General features: G+C 36.8%; 14 protein-coding genes. 8 read left to right on the forward strand and 6 right to left on the reverse strand.

Features of this window, described 5'->3' with window-relative positions; translation table 11 throughout:
* The first annotated feature begins 4 nt into the window (after nucleotides 1-4).
* A complete protein-coding gene (locus AACU33_RS29365; RefSeq protein ID WP_096593594.1) occupies nucleotides 5-1,345 on the forward strand; it encodes a TldD/PmbA family protein in 1,341 nt (446 codons plus the stop codon).
* A 103-nt stretch (nucleotides 1,346-1,448) separates the two neighbouring features.
* On the opposite strand, the gene AACU33_RS29370 is transcribed toward AACU33_RS29365, so the two are convergent.
* Nucleotides 1,449-1,892 (reverse strand): pentapeptide repeat-containing protein, encoded by a 444-nt coding sequence (locus AACU33_RS29370; RefSeq protein WP_096593596.1) that lies wholly within the window; start codon nucleotides 1,890-1,892, stop codon nucleotides 1,449-1,451.
* Nucleotides 1,893-2,307: 415 nt separating this feature from the next.
* Complete coding sequence (locus AACU33_RS29375; protein ID WP_096593599.1) at nucleotides 2,308-2,808, reverse strand: hypothetical protein; 501 nt, start codon at nucleotides 2,806-2,808, stop codon at nucleotides 2,308-2,310.
* A 553-nt stretch (nucleotides 2,809-3,361) separates the two neighbouring features.
* On the opposite strand from AACU33_RS29375, the gene AACU33_RS29380 reads away from it, so the two are divergent.
* The 4 genes from AACU33_RS29380 (at nucleotide 3,362) to AACU33_RS29395 (ending at nucleotide 9,677) form a co-directional block, all read left to right on the forward strand.
* A complete protein-coding gene (locus AACU33_RS29380; RefSeq protein WP_096593601.1) occupies nucleotides 3,362-3,544 on the forward strand; it encodes a hypothetical protein in 183 nt (60 codons plus the stop codon).
* Between the two features lie 66 nt (nucleotides 3,545-3,610).
* Entirely contained in the window at nucleotides 3,611-4,396 is a 786-nt protein-coding gene (locus AACU33_RS29385; RefSeq protein WP_096593604.1) for an HAD family hydrolase, read from the forward strand.
* Between the two features lie 834 nt (nucleotides 4,397-5,230).
* Nucleotides 5,231-6,406, forward strand: coding sequence for a DNA double-strand break repair nuclease NurA (locus AACU33_RS29390; RefSeq protein ID WP_096593606.1), 1,176 nt, complete (start codon nucleotides 5,231-5,233; stop codon nucleotides 6,404-6,406).
* Nucleotides 6,407-6,941: 535 nt separating this feature from the next.
* A complete protein-coding gene (locus AACU33_RS29395; RefSeq protein WP_096593608.1) occupies nucleotides 6,942-9,677 on the forward strand; it encodes a PAS domain S-box protein in 2,736 nt (911 codons plus the stop codon).
* Between the two features lie 127 nt (nucleotides 9,678-9,804).
* On the opposite strand, the gene dacB is transcribed toward AACU33_RS29395, so the two are convergent.
* From dacB to AACU33_RS29410, 3 genes are all read right to left on the reverse strand, one after another.
* The gene (gene dacB / locus AACU33_RS29400) at nucleotides 9,805-11,274 is read right to left on the reverse strand and encodes a D-alanyl-D-alanine carboxypeptidase/D-alanyl-D-alanine endopeptidase (protein WP_096593611.1); all 1,470 of its coding nucleotides are present in this window, start codon (nucleotides 11,272-11,274) and stop codon (nucleotides 9,805-9,807) included.
* Nucleotides 11,275-11,584: 310 nt separating this feature from the next.
* Complete coding sequence (locus AACU33_RS29405; RefSeq protein WP_096593613.1) at nucleotides 11,585-11,986, reverse strand: TIGR02588 family protein; 402 nt, start codon at nucleotides 11,984-11,986, stop codon at nucleotides 11,585-11,587.
* Nucleotides 11,983-12,849: a TIGR02587 family membrane protein gene (locus AACU33_RS29410; protein ID WP_096593616.1), complete on the reverse strand. Its 867-nt coding sequence runs from the start codon at nucleotides 12,847-12,849 to the stop codon at nucleotides 11,983-11,985. Before AACU33_RS29410 ends, AACU33_RS29405 begins: the two co-directional genes overlap by 4 nt.
* 241 nt (nucleotides 12,850-13,090) lie before the next feature.
* Between AACU33_RS29410 and AACU33_RS29415 the strand changes: the two genes are divergently transcribed.
* Complete coding sequence (locus tag AACU33_RS29415; RefSeq protein WP_096593619.1) at nucleotides 13,091-13,273, forward strand: CsbD family protein; 183 nt, start codon at nucleotides 13,091-13,093, stop codon at nucleotides 13,271-13,273.
* A 351-nt stretch (nucleotides 13,274-13,624) separates the two neighbouring features.
* Here AACU33_RS29415 and AACU33_RS29420 read toward each other — a convergent pair whose 3' ends face one another.
* Nucleotides 13,625-13,897 (reverse strand): GlsB/YeaQ/YmgE family stress response membrane protein, encoded by a 273-nt coding sequence (locus AACU33_RS29420; protein WP_096593621.1) that lies wholly within the window; start codon nucleotides 13,895-13,897, stop codon nucleotides 13,625-13,627.
* 322 nt (nucleotides 13,898-14,219) lie between these two features.
* Between AACU33_RS29420 and AACU33_RS29425 the strand changes: the two genes are divergently transcribed.
* Both AACU33_RS29425 and AACU33_RS29430 read left to right on the forward strand, forming a co-directional pair.
* The gene (locus AACU33_RS29425; protein ID WP_096593624.1) at nucleotides 14,220-14,948 is read left to right on the forward strand and encodes a phytanoyl-CoA dioxygenase family protein; all 729 of its coding nucleotides are present in this window, start codon (nucleotides 14,220-14,222) and stop codon (nucleotides 14,946-14,948) included.
* Nucleotides 14,949-15,684: 736 nt separating this feature from the next.
* Complete coding sequence (locus tag AACU33_RS29430) at nucleotides 15,685-15,852, forward strand: hypothetical protein (RefSeq protein WP_339376361.1); 168 nt, start codon at nucleotides 15,685-15,687, stop codon at nucleotides 15,850-15,852.
* Nucleotides 15,853-15,973: the final 121 nt, after the last annotated feature.

Raw genomic sequence — 15,973 nt, forward strand, 5'->3', positions numbered from 1 at the left:
GAGTATGCCAACTATCAACGAGATTGTAAATTATGCCAAGGAAAATGCTGAGAAACTTGGCATCAAAAAATTTGACATTTATGGCTCTACTGTAGATGAAACTAGCGTACAAGTAGATCGAGGTGAGCCAAAACAAGTTAAAGCCTCTAATCGTTCTGGCGTTACCGTTCGTGTCTGGAATGAAGACAATACAATGGGTGTCACTAGCACTACAGATGTAGATCCAAAGGGATTGGAGTTAGCTTTAAAAACTGCTTACGAAGCTAGTTTCTTTGGCGTCAAAGAAAATGTTCCTGATTTCAGCCCTGAAGCTACTGTTCCTATCGAAAATATCCCTCACGATAAAGCACCCCAAGCACCTGTTTCTGAACTCATAGACAAGTTACTGGTAGCTGAACAAGAATTACTGTCAGCACATCCAGCAATTAAAGGTGTACCATATAACGGCTTGGCGCAAAGAGATATTGACCGCTTCTATCTTAATAGTGAGGGTGCGGCCAGAACTGAATCTCACTCTTTAACATCGGTATATCTTTACAGCAAAACTGAAGAAGAAGGAAAAAAACCCCGCAGTGCTGGTGCTTTTAGAATCAACCGCAATTTAAATAATCTAGACATTAATGGTTGTATTCAAGAAACTGCCGAAAAAACGATCAGTCACTTGAACTATGAAAAAGTCAAGTCTGGTAAGTATTTAGTTGTGTTTTCACCAGAAGCTTTTTTAAGTTTGTTGGGTGCTTTTTCTAATTTATTCAATGCTCAAAGTATTCTAGATCATCAAAGTTTATCTACCCCTGATGATTTAGGTAAGCAAATTGCTTCTCCTTTACTTTCGGTAGTTGATGATGCACTACATCCAGCTAACGTAGGTGCAGAAACTTTTGATGGTGAAGGTACTCCTACACGTCAGGTTTCTCTAATAGAAAAGGGTGTTTTAAAAAGCTTTCTGCACAGTGCAGGTACTGCTAAAAGAATGAATGCCCAACCTACAGGTAATGCTAGTATTGGCGCAAAAGTTAGCGTAAGCCCTAACTTTTTTCATGTATTTAGAGCCGCAGATCCTGAACAAGAATTAAGCTTAGAAACTGCGGAAAATGTGATTTTGATTGATGATTTACAAGCTCTTCATGCGGGAGTGAAAGCTTTACAAGGCTCGTTCTCTCTACCTTTTGATGGTTGGCTAATCAACAAAGGTGTGAAAACTAGTATTGAGTCAGCCACCGTTGCTGGCGATTTTCTCGAACTATTGAAGTCGATTATTTGTGTAGAAAAAGAGGTTGAGTTAACACCAGGGGGAGTTTGTCCTCGCATCTGGGTTAATGAACTATCGATTACCGGAGATTGACACTTAAAAAATTCTCAAATACAACAATAAACGCAAAATTTCTCAGCTAGCAGAGTGAGAAATTTTGCGCTATAAATAAATCAAATCTAAAATTGTTTGGCTATCATTCGCCACCACCGATACCAAGATTGATATCAAATCCATCAGCACCTGTAATATTAGTCCCAATCATCACTGCACCATCTACTTGCGCGTTATGTAGATGAGCATCGGTTAAATTGGCATTAGTGAGGTTCGCGTTATTGAATGTAGTACCACTGGCGAAGGCTTGTGTTAAATTAGCAGCCTCCAGATTAGCACCTTCTAAATCAGCACCTTCTAAATTAGCACCCCTTAAATTAGCGCCTTTTAAATTGGCATTTCTCAAATCTGCACCAATTAAGTGCGCACCGCTAAGATTTACACCTCTTAAATCACATCCAGAACATACTCCGGTTTCTAGAAGACGTTTTACTTGGGCTTGGTTGTCAGATGCTTGAGTGGGAATTGGAGCAGCTAGAGATAGGGTACCGATCAAAGCTAGGCCGGTCAACAATACCTGTCTCATAATTTTTTCTCCCATGATTATCCAGAAGCTAATCAATACATTGGAACAGTGGTAGACCTAGTTAACTACTTTTTAAGCTTTTGGTAAAAGACTATAGTTAGTCTACGCAAATGTAAGGCTTGGTTGGTAGCATACTTAACTTGCTACAATTTCATTGTCCCATATTCTGCATTTATTTCTTCATGCGATGGGAGTAATTTATTACTAAAATTACATTTCAGTATTAATACCTGAGTTAGAGCTAGAAAACCATACTTTCGGTATTTTACAGGTATTCTGGATTAGCCTTATAAATAACTGGTTATGTAATTTCTCTGTTTAATAAAATAAAATATACAGTTTGCTTAAAGAATATCTAAGAGAGTGGTGTGTAACACAGAATGCTATTGCCCATAAAACAGTATTTAGGACTAGTCTATTGATTGTACAGACCATAAGATGACTTGACTTCCCATTTCTCAGTTGTTCTTTCGAGATAGAGTATACTGCCATACTGAGGTGGGCCTGCTGGACAATGAACAGTTATCTGAATCATTGCTTGGGAAAAATCCTGAGAAAATCCTGGGCGAGTTAACCAATGAAAAATCGACCAGCGATAATCATGATGATTGCAAAGTTGGTTACACTGTTGTGAGGAAATCAGCGTAAATTGAGGATTTGCGATCGCTGGTGTTAATAAGTAGGAGCGATCGTTAATTAATATCCAATCTTCGTAAGTCTCTTTTTGGAGATTGCTGCAATCAGCATAAAATTCTCTATAGGCTGAGATTTTTGCACTTATCTCATCCCAGGAAATTACCTCTCCCATACCAGTTGGAGAAAAAATCTTACTAGAGCTTTCGATTAGATATTCTCCGTCTGTCACAGAATTTTGAATGACAGCAGAGTAAACCTGTGGTTCGTGTTGCGATCGCATATTCTCATTTTTAAACTAAAATCTGCATCCCCGATTTATAACCTCTGCAAATAGATATGGCAATTAATGATTAGGAATACTGTAATACACTACTGATGGGATAAAGAGAGTCAGTTGTACACTCAAATCTTCATCCGTGTAATTTACAGCATTTTACCTAGATAATTTTGTAATTTTTATAACTCATGTTTATTTTGTGAAATTATTTTAATATTTTCCGGATAATTTTTATAGCAATAATTCTCTCTGATTAGACACTTTATATTTGCCATCCTTCTGAAAAAACTGATATTAGTAAAGTAAAATAAACAACACTCAATATTAATAAAAAACAGTTTTTATAGTTATAAAATATACAACTCTACTTGTTTCAAACCCTCTATTTTTTTTGATGAGAACAAACTGTAAATATCTCTTTTTCCTTACCTCGTAAGGGTTTAGGAGGTTAAATTTTGAAGAACTAGATGTTAGGTAGAATACTTTTGCAGCAACCTCTAGCACAGATAATCTAACATGGTACTAGACACCACAATCGTTAATGGTAGAGGTATCGATGGACGCTTTAGTGGAAATCTTAGACACAAAATTGCGTCAGTGGCAGCCTGATGTTGCTGAACAAGTAAGGCAATATGTAGCAGCAATTATTGAAATGGCAGACCAAGATGCGCTAGACATTCTCCTTTCCAAGGATGTTGGGCAAGAAGGTTTAGATTTCTCAGATAAATCTGAAAACTAGCGCTGATACAGAAAAATCTTTGTAGGATCGGATAAGCTAGCCAAAGCAGTTTTCATCCTCAAAACCATGACCGCAAGTAGTCCCACGATTTTAGCCCTAGACTTTGATGGAGTAATTTGTGATGGATTAATTGAATATTTTGAGGTAGCATGGCGCACCTATTGTCAACTTTGGTCGCCTGCTAACAATACAGCAGCCGATAATTTAGCTTCGAGATTTTATCGGCTGCGACCTGTTATTGAGACCGGTTGGGAAATGCCTGTTTTAATCAAAGCTTTAGTAGACGGGATTTCTGACGAAAAGATTCTTCACGATTGGGTAACTATTGCCCCACAAATTCTGTTAGACCAAAAGCTACAAGCACGAGAAATTGCAGCAAAACTTGATAATTTGCGAGATCGATGGATTGCTACAGATTTAGATGGATGGTTAAGTTTGCATAGATTTTATCCAGGTGTAATAGACAAAATTAAAGTAATTGTTGCTAGTACTGTTAATTTATACATTGTCACTACAAAAGAAGGGCGTTTTGTTCAGCAACTATTGCAACAAGAAGGTGTTAATTTACCACCAAAAGCAATTTTTGGCAAAGAGGAAAAGCGTCCTAAATATGAAATTCTGCGAGAATTAATCCAAACAGCAGAGCAAAAACCCGTGAGTCTCTGGTTTGTCGAAGATAGACTTAAAACATTGCAGTTGGTTCAACAGCAACCAGACCTTACAGAAGTAAAACTTTTCTTAGGAGACTGGGGCTATAATACCGAACGCGATCGGGAAACTGCCAAAAATGACTCGCAAATTCAGCTATTATCACTTTCTCAGTTTGCTCAAAATTTCTCTGCTTGGTGTTAAAAAGCTATTTTAAATAATCAACAGGGGTGAGCTTGCCTCAACTTAAAAATGAATATATGCTAAGATATAACCCTTGTATAGCAAGGGTTTTTGTATACTATTATTAGTATAATTCCAATGTAAAAGGTGCTAATTTTCTCAATAATAGTTACAAAAAATTAGTTTGCAAAACTGGTTCATCTTTGGGAATGATATTCTGAGGTTTACTCTGTTAAGTTTTTCAGATAATCTCTCAAAATCCAAAGACTAAATAACCCTAATACAGTACATACAGGAAAACCAATGAGATTGAGAGATGCTGCTACCCAATTGACAGTTTTAGCCTGTGATTGCCAGTAGTTTATCGCAGATATTATATTTATTAGTAATTGCCAATGTAGCAAACATGATTAATGTACCTATAGACACGATGATAATCCATCTATCACATGAGTCTCCTATAAATGGTTCTTGAGTACATAGGGAAGAGCGAAAAGTATCCCAGAAACGATCTGATGAAAATATAAAAGCTGATAAGAACGATAAAATATTAAAGCTCCAAAATCCGCCCCATATATAGTGCAAAATGCTCAACAATCTAGAATATTGCATAAATTAACATTCCTTGATAAAACTTGAATCTGTTTAAAGAATTCAAAGATAATTTTTCCAGCCGATGCAATGAGCTTTTTGATAAAACTAAACTGTTGTACTACTAAAAATCAATCTGGGTTTTGCGACAGAGATTGTGAAATAAGTTTGGCGACGGTTTCAAGTAGTGATTTGGCTGATGTTTGATAAGCTTGTATTTCTTAAATTTTCAATTTTTCCTTTACAATTAAAATCTAAAATCCTATGCTTGACCTCACAAAACTAGCGCGGCAAATGCAAGGTTTAAGCCAGCATCTTACCTTAGAAGCTGCGGCGAGTCGCCAGCGTTTAGAATTAGCGCAACAGTATCTTCACAATGCTTACGCATCTCAAAAAGATTTAATCGACCGTCAGGAAAAATGGCGCGATCGCATTCTCTTTGCTAATGCTACACCTATTGAACCCCTAGAAACTTGCATTGATATTCCGGTTCCCCCAAAAATTCATACTGTCATTGCAACGGATGGTTCGCAAATTGCGCCTAACCATCACGAAATTGCTTACTGCTATCTGCTAAATATTGGCAGAGTCGTCATACACTACGGACAAAACCTCCACCCATTACTAGATAGTTTGCCAGAGGTATTTTACCGCCCAGAAGATTTATATATGTCTCGGCAGTGGGGAATTAGAACCGAGGAATGGATGGGTTATCGCCGTACTGCTAGCGAAGCAACGGTGTTAGCAGAACTGGCTTGCGCTGTGAAAACAGAAGCGCCAACCCTAGCAATGGTAGATGGTTCCTTAATTTACTGGTTTCTGGAACAGTTGCCTATTGATGCGCGCGATCGCATCTTACCACCGATTTTGGAAGCTTGGCAGCTGATGCGCGATGCGCAAATTCCGCTAATGGGTTATCTTAGCGCCTCTCGTAACGTCGAAGGCATGAACTTTTTACGCTTATTAGCTTGTCCTCACCAAGTACCAGACTGTATAAGTTATTGCCCCAATCAATTAGAAAAAGTCCCCTGCAAAGTCTTTGAACCTTTGCGCGATACTTCGCTTTGGGCAACTCAACTCAAACCAGGACAGCGCGGCCCCTTATGGCGCAGCAATGCCCGAATTTTAGATTTGTATGAAGGACAAACTATTTACTTTTGCTATATCCATGTAGGTACAGAAATTGCACGGGTAGAAGTTCCGCAATGGGTAGCGGAAAATACTTTTATGTTTGATCAAGCCCTAGGACTGATGCTGGCACAAGTGCAAAAAGGATATGGTTATCCAGTTGCGATCGCAGAAGCACACAATCAGGCTGTGGTACGTGGCGGTGATAAAGCACGCTTTTTTGCTCTCTTAGAAAAGCAAATGATTAGAGCAGGTTTGAAAAATGTCGGAACTTCCTACAAAGAAGCTAGAAAAAGAGGAAGTATCGCATAATTACTGACAAAACAATATTGATTACGAGAAATTTTCCGCATTTTCTACAGGGTTGCTGATTAAATTAAATAACAGCAGAAAAATTTAGCTAGTAATAACTTTTATCTGTTTGCGATTCATACATTTAGTCGTGCGAATGGGCAAATTTTGCTATTATTTGCTTTATTTAAAGTTACATTTATTGAGTAATTACTTTATGTTGTTCAAGCTTGGAACTCCTCAAAATCTAAGCCCAATCTATATTACTTCATACTTCTTATTTTAAATTCCCACGTTTTACGTTCGCTTTCAAGCTTTTTAGGGAAATCTATATGTAATAGAACATTGGTTGAACAGCAAGCTAGTTCATTGGGTAGGACTTAAGCTAATTTCTTAGAATTCTAATATCAAAACTTATTGCAGGCGATATAAGCAATTGTTTACAGGTAATTCGCCAATTAGTAATAAGTACAGTTAGTGAAGATTGCATAAATTATTAAATCTTCACGCATAAATACTTGGGAATTTGACAATCTCAATGACAGAGAATTAAAAAATGATCGCACAATCAGAAGAACAATACTCTCGGTTTTTTTCACTTTCTTTAGATTTGCTATGTATTGCTGGATTTGATGGTTATTTTAAGCAGTTAAATCCAGCTTGGATAAAAACTCTAGGATGGTCTTATCAAGAGTTATTAAGTCAGCCATTTATTAAATTTGTTCATCCAGAAGACCGAGAAAATACTATTTTAGAAGCCCAAAGAATAGCCAATTCTGTAGATGCAATTTGCTGGGAGAATCGCTATATCTGTGCAGATGGAACTTATAAATGGTTTTCATGGAATGCAACTTCTTTTACTGAAGATAATCTGATTTATGCAGTTGCTCGTGATATTACAATCGATAAAGAAAATGAAATAAAATTACAAAGTTCTATTCAAGAATTAGAAACGCTCAAATTTGCATTAAATGCTCATTCACTAGTCGCAATTACCGATAAAAAAGGGCTAATAACTTATGCTAATGATAAATTTTGCGAAGTTTCTAAATATTCTAAAGAGGAACTGTTAGGTCAAGATCACCGGATTATTAATTCTGGTTATCATCCTAAAGAAGTTTTTGAGCAACTTTGGAGAACTATTACTCAAGGAAAAATTTGGCGAGGAGAACTTAAAAATAAAGCTAAGGATGGCTCTTTTTATTGGGTAGACACTTTGATAGTACCAAAATTGTCACCTGAAGGTAAACCAGAACAATATGTAGCAATTCGTACAGATATTACCCAGCGCAAGCTGTCAGAGTTAGCTATTTTAGAGCGATCGCGCTTATCTCTTTTAAGTGCAGAAGTTAGTTTAGCTTTATCTCAAAGCAGTACACTTGCGGAAATTATTCAACAGTGTACGCACACTATATCTCAATATCTTGATGTTGCTTTTGTAGGTATCTGGACTTGCGATAAACAGAACACTAATCTTGAATTTCAAGCAGGTGTTAATTGTATAGATAGTAGCTGTAGTACCTTAAGCGCTATTCAGGATTTTCCTCATCACATGGTTGTAGTTAATCGCGTTATTGATGTAATAACTAACAACCATCAAGCTATTGTCAACCAAGAAATTATAATTAATTATCAAGAAAAAATTCTTAACAGTAAATTTTCAATATTGAATTTTTCTGCTTATCCTTTGATAGTAGAACAAGAACTGATAGGGATAATAGCTTTATTTTGCAACCAAGTTTTGAACGAACCAACTCATAATTTACTAAATTGGATTGCTAATAATATTGCTGTGGCTATTGACAGAATTTGGGTCAGAGAACAACTACTAAGCCGTAGGGAAGCCTTACTGCTCAGTTTAGCTAGCCAAATCCGTAGTTCTCTTGAACTTGATACTATTTTAGAAACTGCTGTCAATGAAATCCGTAGCTTATTGCAAATTGACCGTTGCTACTTTCTTCGCTACCTACCATATTCTTCTCAACCAAGTTTAACTATTACCCATGAGGCGCGTCACTATAATTTACCCAGTATGTTAGGAGATATACGCCTGAAAAAATCTAAATTTTTAGCTCAAATATTGCTGAATCAAGAAATATTTTGTATCCACGATATTCATAGCGATATCGACAAAAATATGCAAGAATTCTTAGCTGAGTTTGGGATTACGTCTCAACTGCTGCTACCCGTTAAAAGTAATTCTGGAGAGTTAGGAGCAATTGTTTGTAGCCATTGTAGTGGCGAACGTATTTGGAGTAATAGTGAAATTGGATTGCTACAAGCTGTTACAGATCAACTGGCAATTGCTATCGACCACGCACAACTTTATACTCAAAGTCGAGCTGCTACCTTAGCAGCTCAAACTCATGCAGAAAAACTCACTGAAGCATTGCATAAATTACAGGAGACCCAAGCTCAACTAATTCAACAAGAAAAAATGTCTAGTTTAGGACAGTTAGTGGCTGGGGTTGCGCATGAAATTAATAATCCAATTAATTTTATTCATGGTAATCTATCTCCTGCTGACGAATATGTTCAAGAGTTGCTAGACCTACTAAGACTTTATCAAGAGCATTATCCGCATCCCGATCTAGAAATTCTGAATTTCTGTGAAGCTATAGACTTAGAATTTATTGTTGAAGACCTGACAAAACTTCTTTCTTCCATGAAAATTGGCACTAATCGTATCCGTGAGATTGTTCTGAGTTTACGGAACTTCTCACGCTTAGATGAAGCAGATATGAAAGCAGTCGATATTCATGAAGGTATTGACAGTACACTCCTAATTCTACAGAATCGATTCAAAGCGAAGCCAGAGTATACAGGAATTGAAATTATCAAAGAGTATGGTAATTTACCGTTAGTAGAATGTTATCCAGGGCAGATAAATCAGGTGTTTATGAATATTATTAATAATGCCATTGATGCTCTTGATAATTATGATAATCAACCTTCCCAAAAAGATAATTTCAGAATTCCTAGCCAGATTAGGATTAGTACCGAACTTGCCAATCAGAATCGCGTAATAGTTAGAATTGCCGATAATGGCCCGGGCTTAACATCAGAAACAAAACAGAAGCTATTCGATCCATTTTTTACGACTAAGCCTGTAGGTAAAGGGACGGGATTGGGTTTATCGATTAGCTATCAAATTGTTGTAGAGAAACATTGTGGAGTTCTCAGGTGTGAGTCAGAATTAGGAAAAGGTACAGAGTTTTGGATTGAAATTCCTTTGTACCAGGAGGAAAAACAGGTTTTATCTCCAAGCAAATCGTTTATGCAGATAGCTTGAATATTAAACCAAGAGGTGATTAACTTTGATGGGCTGATGGCAAAAATTTGAATAATTGACAAATCAGTAAGGCGGGGTTTTATCGCCCTACTGATTTTTTAACTCACTATGTTTGTGTATTGATCGTTTAACAACGCTGCAATTGTGTTAATAACACTACAATCTCATCAATTGCTTGCCGTAAATTACTTGCAGACTGTTCGCTTTGATTCACCATAATACTAAAAACCAAAGGTTCATAGTTAGTTCCGTTTACATATCCAGTGAGGGAAACTGCACCAGTTAATGTACCTGTTTTTGCTTGCACAATACCCTCAGCTGAAGTGTTGCGAAAACGATTTTTCAAAGAACCGCTTTTACCCGCGATTGGTAAAGATGCGCGATAAATAGCTGCGGCTGGTGTTTTTGCCATTAAGCGCAAAGTTTGTACTAACCCTTCTGGAGATACTAAATTACGACGTGATAACCCAGAACCATCTACTAAAAAGTAAGTTGTGGGATCGACTCCTAATTTAGTTAAACTCGTCTTCAAAACTTCTAAACCAATATCAGCAGTATTTTTATTTTGTACTTTCGGTTGTTTAATCGCTAATGCTCTCAGCAATGCTTCAGCATATAAATTATTACTATTAGTATTAGTTTCTGCTAATAATTCAGATAAAGGAGGCGAATCTATAGCAGCTATTTCTTGTTGATTAGTCCCACCATGTACTACCAATGTTTGCCCTAAAGTGATTTTCTGATTGACTAAAACAGTACGGAAGTGACGCAAAAAGTAATAACTAGGGTCAACTACAGGTAATGTTGCTAAATAAGGTTCAGATTTCTCTGCTAATTGCCCTTGAATTTGCAAAACTGTTCCTGTTAAATCACGAGTAATATTAATGTAGCTTGGTTGATTTTTGCTAACTGTTGTTGTTTGATTAATTATCCGCCACCTTCTGGACTCATTGGCATCATTCCAGGAAATTTGTAACTGTTTACCTATAGTTTGTGGTAGTAGCTGGAAATCAAAAACATTTTGATTCAAAATAAAACTGCTAACGGGTGCGCCATAATCTGACTGCACATCTTCCCATTCCCAAGTAGAGTTGACGATATCGCCTTGAATGTAACTATCATCAGCAATCAATTGTTTAATTTGAGTAATGCCTTTTTGTTGCAATTGTTGTGCTAATGCTTGTAATTGACGATCGCTTAAGCTGGGATCTCCTCTACCAACAACACGCAACACTCCATTGGGGTTTTGATAAATGGAAGTGCGAATGCGAAAATTTTCTCCTAATTGCTGCAATGCAGCAGCTGTGGTTAACAGTTTTGTATTAGAAGCTGGAGTAAAATATTTATTAGCATCTCGACTGTAAAGAGTTGAGCCAGATGATAGGGGTTGTACTAATATTCCCCAGCGCACTCGACTAAATGAAGGACGATTAATAATAGTATCTATAGATGTTCCCAGTTGGGCTGGACAAATGGCTTTTGTGGTAGTGGTTGGTGCTACTGGTGTTGATACTTGTGCTTTAGCTGTTTGCTGGGTAAGACTAATGTGGCTACCAAGAAATAATAATAACAAACTGAAAGTAATTTTTTGAGTCATCAGATAGTGCTAAAAACTATTTGATGATAATAACTCGTGACAGGGCTTTTTGAGTTGTTAATAGCCTAAACTAGCGAGCTATCACAAAAATTTTCAAAGTTCGTAGTAAGTACTAAAATGGTTTAGCATTCCAGCCTCAAGTACTGATACCAATTTAAATAGTGATTGCGATGTATCAATATATTCTAGAGGGCATGGCAATGCCATACCCCTACCATCTGTCGCGTTCTTTTTTAAAATTAGTATGACTACGAATTTACCAGATATACAAACTGCTGTATTTCCTTTTCAGAATTAATGCGATTGCGCACTAGGGCACTTTATAACTAGCAACACGAATCGTCAACTGACCTTGCTGGGGATTCTGGCTAAATACAAATGCGCCTTCTTCCTTTTCACCACGCGATAAAAAGTCAATTTGTTGTTCTCCTGTTTGCGCAACTTTACCGTCAATCTCCAATTCAGCCATTATTTGAACTGATTCAGCTGTTTCCCCACCAGTATTAACAACTTCAAAAGGAACATAAAATTGTCCGTTAATTTCGTGAATAGTTTGTTTGTTGGTGACAGATACGATAGGAGGTTGATTTTTGTCGGTTAGCCAAGTGTATCCGACTAAGCCAACGATCGCTGCAAGGATGAAAGAAGCTGCGCTGAATGTCACCCACTCAGCAAGCGATCGCTCTTGATTTTGGTTTTCTGTATGATTCATATCGCTAACCTACCAGCCGCACCGCCAATGGTTGCAGGTAATCCCAGCATCAAGGTATGATCCAACCACATAGTCCAAGGGTCGCTCAAAGTCAACTTTTGGAAGAACCACAGCATCATCGCAGCTGCTAGCAGTGACACTAAATAGGACATAATGGTTTCGCTTGATGGTCGTTGAAAAATCCCTTTTTGCTGTCTGCGCTTTTGCTGATCTGAAAAGCCTGCTTGAAATACTATCCCATAGGAAATTATTAAGGATGTGCCAATAATTCCTAATTGCCAAGCAGGTGATACCGTGGCTGCTAGCATCGGGATTTCATCTGTAGGGGCAATATTAAATGCTATTACAGTCGCACCAATAACAGTTGCACCTAAATCGGCAAAGGTGGCGTCTAACTCAGTGCGTCGGTTCTTATTTGCTTGTTGATTGTTGCTGTCAGCATCTCCGAGAAATTGATTGGCTAATGCTACACCGAGTGTGAAGGGTACACTTTCAAAGATGATTTTGCCTAAGGCTTCTTTGAGAGCAGTGTCAAGTGTTAGTTCTTGTAATAAGAACAGCACAAAGCTAGAGCAAGCTAGCCCAATTGCGATCGCCTCTACAGTATCTATTGCAGCTTCATAAGGTCGCTTTTTACGTCTGCGTTTGCGAAAGCCTTCTGTTTTATTGAGTAAAAATACGCCCACAAACATTAAGGCGATCGCTAACATTATGAGTTGTGGTTTTGCCAGCGACCCAATCCACCATACCTCCATTGTGTATAACAACGGAATCCCAAACAAAAATCCTCCACACGCACCTCGAATGATGTCATTAATTTCACTTTCCCATTGATTTTTTTGGCGTTTTGCGATCGCTCCCATATTTCCTTACACTTAACATTGACTATTACTGTGATGTTAAAATAACTAGTTAATTTCTAATTTTTTGGCTCTACAGAATTTCCATATTATCTATTATTTCAAACTCAATTTAACATCTATCTTAAGGAGATAAATATAAAGCCAATAAGCTATCTAATGATAGATAACAAATATTCAATAATCGAGTAGATTGTTTTTTACAATAAAAACTCTAACTAATTAAAAGTGAGATGGAAAGATTATGAGTATTGAAAAAAGAGTAGAAGCCACTGCAAAAAATATTGAAGGTAAAGTTCAACAAGTTCTAGGTGAAATAACTGGCAATCCAGCAGATAAAGCCGAAGGTAAAGCCAAACAAGTTGAAGCCCAAGTTATCCACACTACCGAAAACATTAAAGATGAACTCAAAAAAGCTTTAGATTAAGTAAGTCGGTGCAAATAATCATCACATTTTTGTAGTCGCGCTACTCTGCGAGAACGCCTCCGGCGAACGTCGAACGGGTTCAGCAGTTGCTTCAAGTCGGGAAACCCGCCCAACGCACTGCTTCACCGCTTTGCGTCTATAGCGCTAAAGCGCGACTACGAACCAAATACAGAGATTTTACTTTTTTTGCATAGTTTGGTTTTTTCTCACCTACTTACCTAGTTCTGTAAATAAAATATTTGAGTAATATTTATCAAATTCATAACTCCACCTCTGCTAAGAAGTGGAGTTATTTTTATTTATTAATAACAGGTTAGATTAAAAGCTAACCATGATTTTAATTTTATTCAATTAATAGTTGCTACGCCCAGTCAGTAAGCCCCATAAGAAAATAGCAATGATAGCACCAATTACAGCAATAATTAAGCTAGGAATACTGAGTGTTCCAGCAGCAAATGTTGCTCCACTTCTACCTAAAAGAGAAACTAAACTGCCTCCGATTAAAGCACCAATTATACCTAAAACCATTGTGGCAATAATTCCGCCACCCTGACGACCAGGGTAAATAGCTTTAGCTATAGCTCCAGCAATAATGCCTAAAACTATCCACGCAAGAAGATTCATAATATTCTGTTAAAAACTTAACAATTATTGTATTTATTATCGGCAAGATTGCCTTCTATCGTTGGAGATAAGTATAAAATGTTAAGAAAAATTATTATTGATTTCGTTAGAAAAACAAAGATTTAGAAGCGGGCGATGTCTAATCAAAAGTCAGTACATCTTTACACAATTTACGCCAAACAACTACTAGAAATAATTGAATTGTTGAAAGATTAGATAGATGTAATAAAGGCTACTATACTATCTGTCAATCTAGTCTCTGCTTTGAAGTTTAATCAATAAAATGTTTTAATGTGTAACTTCTTAGCCAGTAACCATTTCTATGACCGACTTGGAACGCTATCTTTTTGACTTACAAGGGTTCTTGATTATTGAGAATGCGCTCAACAGCGAGCAGATTGCAGCCGTTCAAGCATTGTTAGATCGCCAAATTGCCAGCCAAGATAACCCAGAAGCACCATTTCTACGCTTTGATGGTTTGTTACCTTGGGGTCAGCCTTTCCGCGAACTAATCGATAATCCGGCGATCGCTCCGTATCTATCTGAGTTGTTAGGAAAGCAGTTTCGCTTGGATCACGACTATGTTCATATCATTCGTCAAGGTCTTGGCCCGATCGGTTGTCACTTACATGGAGGTGGAACTCCCTACGATCCCTGCCAGTACTATCTTTTCAATAATGGTAGAATCTACAACGGGTTGACTGCTGTTGTTTACGAGTTGAATGATGTGCATCCTGGCGAAGGTGGATTTGCTTGCATCCCTGGAAGTCATAAAAGTAATCTACCTTTACCAGAGGAATGGCGAAATCTGCAATCTCCTAGTGCTTGCATACAAGCTATTACTCTTAAGGCTGGTAGCGCCATTATTTTTACTGAGGCTTTAACTCACGGTACTCTTCCTTGGCGGGGAAAAAATGAACGTCGTACACTTTTTTATAAGTATTCTCCTCATCCCTCGGCATGGTCAAGAAATTCATATAATATCAATGATTACCCTGATTTGACTGCATCTCAGAAACAAATTTTGAGTAAGCCTGGTGTCTATCCTTAAATTAAGGAAAATCTAGTCTGGATTTTAAATTAACAACGAGCTGTTGAGTGTAGTTTAGATCGGATTTTTGCAGAAATGAGGAGATTTCACTAGAGTTTTTTGAAGGCTTTACCAACATAGGTAAAGCTTTTTTGATCGGGAAAATCGGTGTCCATATGATTAAGTAAAAGCGGGGAAATGATTATTTAAAAGGATTTTTTATTATATAATTACATATCTCTTAAGCAACAAAAATATTGGTTTTTTATTTATATAAATAAATTCACTAGGAATATTCGATATTTAATTATAGTAAGTATATTCTCAATTAGAAATTATACTGATACTTTTCTGCCCAAAATATAAATATATTCTGTAATTATTCTGTAGTAGAGCCTATATAATTTAGTTAAGATGTAATTGAATACAACACTTAACGATATAGCATTAGTATTAATGGATGTCTTTTTAGATAAAAACTACAAAAATAATTACTATTGTTTTTTCAATTTAATTAATATTCTATTTTACTGAGATTTTAAAATTGGGTAAAAAAATTAATAAATGATAGAAACACAATAAACGCGGATTTGAATAGTTGATGATAATCCTAATAATGCAACTGCTTTACTAGCAATTTTACAACGAGCTGGGTTTGGTGTTGTGGTTGCCAATAATAGCGAAAGTGCATTACAGATAATTATATAGTATTCAGGTAGATGCACCTCATAGTATAGTTTTCATAGGTGAAACAAGTATGCAAACCGTACCACAATCTTTCCATAATATTGGGCTGCCAACTTTGGTTAGTCGCATTGCTATTGTTCATCATAAATGCGAACCAAAGACCATTTTAATGCTTGATATTAATCAAACCCTTAATAGCAGAAATCAAAAGGCGATCGCAGCACTATATACTAAGTGAATAAATAGATATTTTAGGCTAAATTATCCAATCTAAAATCAAAAATCAAAAGTTAATTGAAAAGTGCTGAACGAGTTAAAACTTTTGCCCTAACCTGGGTAATCTAAATAATAAGGGGCAA

This window comes from Calothrix sp. NIES-2098 (assembly GCF_963875125.1).
Taxonomy (GTDB): domain Bacteria; phylum Cyanobacteriota; class Cyanobacteriia; order Cyanobacteriales; family Nostocaceae; genus Aulosira.